The 3,438-nt window shown below is 55.6% G+C and carries 3 protein-coding genes; 2 read left to right on the forward strand and 1 reads right to left on the reverse strand.

Annotated elements, in window-relative coordinates; translation table 11 throughout:
* Positions 1-1,025: thioesterase domain-containing protein (locus AC0L28_RS34475; RefSeq protein ID WP_473482934.1), on the forward strand; the 1,025-nt coding region annotated here is incomplete at its 5' end.
* Positions 1,026-1,249: 224 nt separating this feature from the next.
* Positions 1,250-1,888 carry a 4'-phosphopantetheinyl transferase family protein gene (locus AC0L28_RS34480; RefSeq protein WP_473482936.1) on the forward strand — a complete coding sequence of 213 codons (639 nt, stop codon included), beginning with the start codon at positions 1,250-1,252 and terminating at the stop codon, positions 1,886-1,888.
* A gap of 327 nt (positions 1,889-2,215) precedes the next feature.
* On the opposite strand, the gene AC0L28_RS34485 is transcribed toward AC0L28_RS34480, so the two are convergent.
* Entirely contained in the window at positions 2,216-2,623 is a 408-nt protein-coding gene (locus AC0L28_RS34485) for a hypothetical protein (RefSeq protein ID WP_473482938.1), read from the reverse strand.
* Positions 2,624-3,438: the final 815 nt, after the last annotated feature.

Raw genomic sequence — 3,438 nt, forward strand, 5'->3', positions numbered from 1 at the left:
AGCTGCTCGGGATCGAGCGCATCGGGCGCCACGACAACTTCTTCGAACTCGGCGGCCACTCGCTCCTGGCGGTGCAGGTACTCAGTCGAGCATTAGACGTTGGGCTGACCTTTAGCGCCGCCGACCTCTTCCGAGCCCCGGTTCTGAAGGACCTTGCATCGGAGGCTCATTTGGAGTCACAGCCTAGCAGGGCGGGAGTGATTTCCATTCAAGCAACCGGATCGCAGCCACCGCTGTTCTTTGTCCCCACAGGTTTAGGCGATTATTCCTATGTCGTCGGTCTGGTGGAGGAAATGGACGTAGACTGTCCCGTCTACGCTCTGCCATGGCCCCCCTTCAATAACCTTTGTCCACCAACTCTTGAGGCGATAGCCGCGGAGGCCATCGTGGCAATTAGAAAGATCCAGCCGCAGGGTCCGTATCGCTTCGCTGGATACTCATCAGGCGGGATTTTGGCTTACGCCCTAGCCCAGCTTTTGCTCGGTCTCGATGAAGATATATCTTTCATGGCGTTGATCGATGTTACGCTACCTGCAAACGTGACAAATATATCGACCATCCAAATGGTGCGAGACGTCGTGCTCGACTCTTTTGAACCCTTAGATGATGAGAGCTTCGAAGTGTTGGAGCAATTTGCTGGACAAAGTTCGATCCCTCAGCTTCTTCAAAAGGGGCAGCAAATTGGAGCAATAGCTCTGGATCGCAATCTCCATGACGATGTTTTGATGTATGAAAGGACCGCCCGGTTTCACGAGGCGCTGCAGGCGTACCAAATCCCAACCTTGCCAATTGAGATACATCAGTTTTATGCCGCCGAGGCTCTCTTCAGTTCTCGGGCACGACAAGCTGAGAGTTCGTTATGCCCGGAGGCAAGTTCGCCTATGCGCGGCTGGGACCGGGTCTTGAGTCGAGGGGCCATTACTGCCGTACCGATTGGAGGCGACCACGTGACGATGATGAGTGTTCTGGAAAACCGCAAGGCTCTGGCCCGAGCTATTTCTACGCGCTTAGCCCGGGGTTCTTGAAAAAGATCCCTAGCGAACTGCACCGAAGGTTCTGGCACCCAGACGAGGTTCAGTCTCGGATCGCGACAATCCCCAAATGTCGGAGAGTTCTGGCTCGGCGATCCAAAGATGGGAAGCATATGTGGTCTGGCGCCGTTGCTGATCGACGCCCGGGTCGAGCAATTCCAAGGCCAAGCTGCATTGGCTGAGCTTCTCATCCGAAAAGCTGAAAGCGACCAGATAGAATGGAGACTATCACGATTGATCAACAGAACATCCTCGTCGGCATCCGTTCAATAGCACCGGCTGACGACTCCGCCTTGTACGCTTCCGAAGTTACCTCGTTGGGACGCGCTGTTATCAAAGTTCGCCGCCAAAGCGGTGCTGCAAGAGTAGTCGCCAGAACACTCCTTGGGCAACTGGGATTCCCACAACTGCCGATCCTGAAGACGCGCTCTGGCGTTCCGATCTGGCCACTCGGCATCGTCGGATCTTTGGCGCACCACGATACCGTAGCAGCCGCCGCCATTGCAGGGACCAAACAAATTGCGGCTCTCGGTATCGACATTGAGCCTAATGAACCTCTGCCGGAGAACCTGATCGAATTGACTGCCACCCCTAACGAGCAACGCATGTACGATCTACATTTGCTCAAGCGGCGGGACCTCTTCGTTTTGAAGGAGGCGGTGTATAAGGCGTATTTTCCACTGTACAATCAGTTCATTGGATTCCAGGACGTGGAAATTGATATTCCTGCGCGGTTAGGACACGTAGCGAAGGCAAATTGCACGTTTTCGCTCGAGTTACTTATTTCCAACAATGTAATCGGGTTGGCGTATTCGAGGCCGACATGCGGTGACGTTGCCCCCAGTACCCAGTTTTGAGTTCGTTTCCGGCGTGGGTTGTGCCCTGCTGGGCGGGTGAAGCGACGGGCGCTGGCGCGGAGCCTTTGGCATAGCGCAGCGCGAGCGACCGTCGCGGATTGAAGGTGCTGGCGAACTCGGCCGGTGTCTGCCAGGGGATTTGGGAGTGCGGCCGCGCGGTGTTGTACAACACGACGAGAGAACCCCCACGGGACCGAGGAACGCGAGCTTCTTTATCGATGGCATCCTTGGGCTGGGCGGTGTGTTCACGTTCATGAGGTGATCGAAAAGGCTGACCGGGAGGTTTTCCGCTCAGTCTCTCTGGCCACGCCTCCGATCGGTGGCTGGCTAATCGAAACCACGTTCTTCCACAGGTGCAATCTTGCTTCTGTCAAATAAAATCGCCTCGTACGAGCTTCCATATTCCGTCTTCACTCCATCCAAGCCGTATCTCTGCGCCAAGGTAGCCCATGCGCCTAGTTCGTCAGGTTCCACTTGAGTACCCTGCTCATCCATGACCGCTAATTTGAGGGGCTGTTGCGCCTCGATAACAAAGTACTTTCCAGAACTACCTGCATACCCGCGTGCCGCGTCTACATCGTTTTCTGAGGTCATCCAAATTGCTTCGCCCGTGTGCCCGCTTTGCCCCGAACCGCCCCACACCCCATCCCTATTAGCGTGGTTGAACTTTGTTCCCGCTGGAAGTTCTTCCATCTTCATCCTCTCCCAACCAACTGAGGCTGCAAGTTCTTCCATCTCCTTGCTCTCCCAACCCACTAAGGCTGCTAGATGGATGTGGTGAACGGTTTGCCCGGCTGTCGCGGGTCTCCTGACCTCGTCAACGACTGCTCTCAAAGCTCGGCGCGATGGATTCTCGCGGCGACTCTCCCGGTGCCAGCCTCTCATTATTTGCATGCATTCGTTAGATATTTCGCCGTGATAATAGGCACATGTTTGGTACTCTCCCCAATCTTCGTGCGGTTCAAGTTCTGTATCCGCGCATTCAATCTTCCCATTTTATTAAGCAAGGCATGCCCCCTTGTCCTCAGCCGAAACCTGACTACTCGGTACGAGGACGATCACAGTCGCGGCAAGGATCATCCCCTTCCAGAAAGACGGGGGGTGCACTCGATGGATCGGGATGGCGGCGGTGGCGGTCTCTTTCGGTGAGGATCTCATGTAAGGATTTCCTTGTGCTAGTTTGTGAATTGTCCGCCATCGCATCCGTTTTGCGATCGTCAAGTCGAACGGACCTTGTATAGCGGCCAGAACTGACAATACCGGACACGCCTGATGCCCTCCACTCCTTCAACGCTTCACCCATACCGGGAACGTCGGAGGAGACGCCGAGCAGCGCGCCCTTGTATCGCCTGCCGCAATCTCGTTACCTTCGTCTTTGCGCCGATCGGATGCCTCCCGCTCCCGCCGCAGGTGTCGCGGGCGAGCGCGTGGAGAGAAGATTTCCGAGATTCCGCGACAACTTTACACTCGCCGTTGACGTCGGAGACCTCTACGAACATAAAATCCGACAACGTTTTCAGCTTGCCGCGTCTACGGGCCGCCCGTCCTTC

The sequence above is a fragment of the Mesorhizobium sp. WSM4847 genome (assembly GCF_055811335.1).

What these genes read in the sequence shown, in the direction of transcription:
- AC0L28_RS34485 (WP_473482938.1), bottom strand. Translation starts at nt 2,623, where the DNA reads ATGGAAGAACTTGCAGCCTCAGTTGGTTGGGAGAGGATGAAGATGGAA.
- AC0L28_RS34480 (WP_473482936.1), top strand. Translation starts at nt 1,250, where the DNA reads ATGGAGACTATCACGATTGATCAACAGAACATCCTCGTCGGCATCCGT.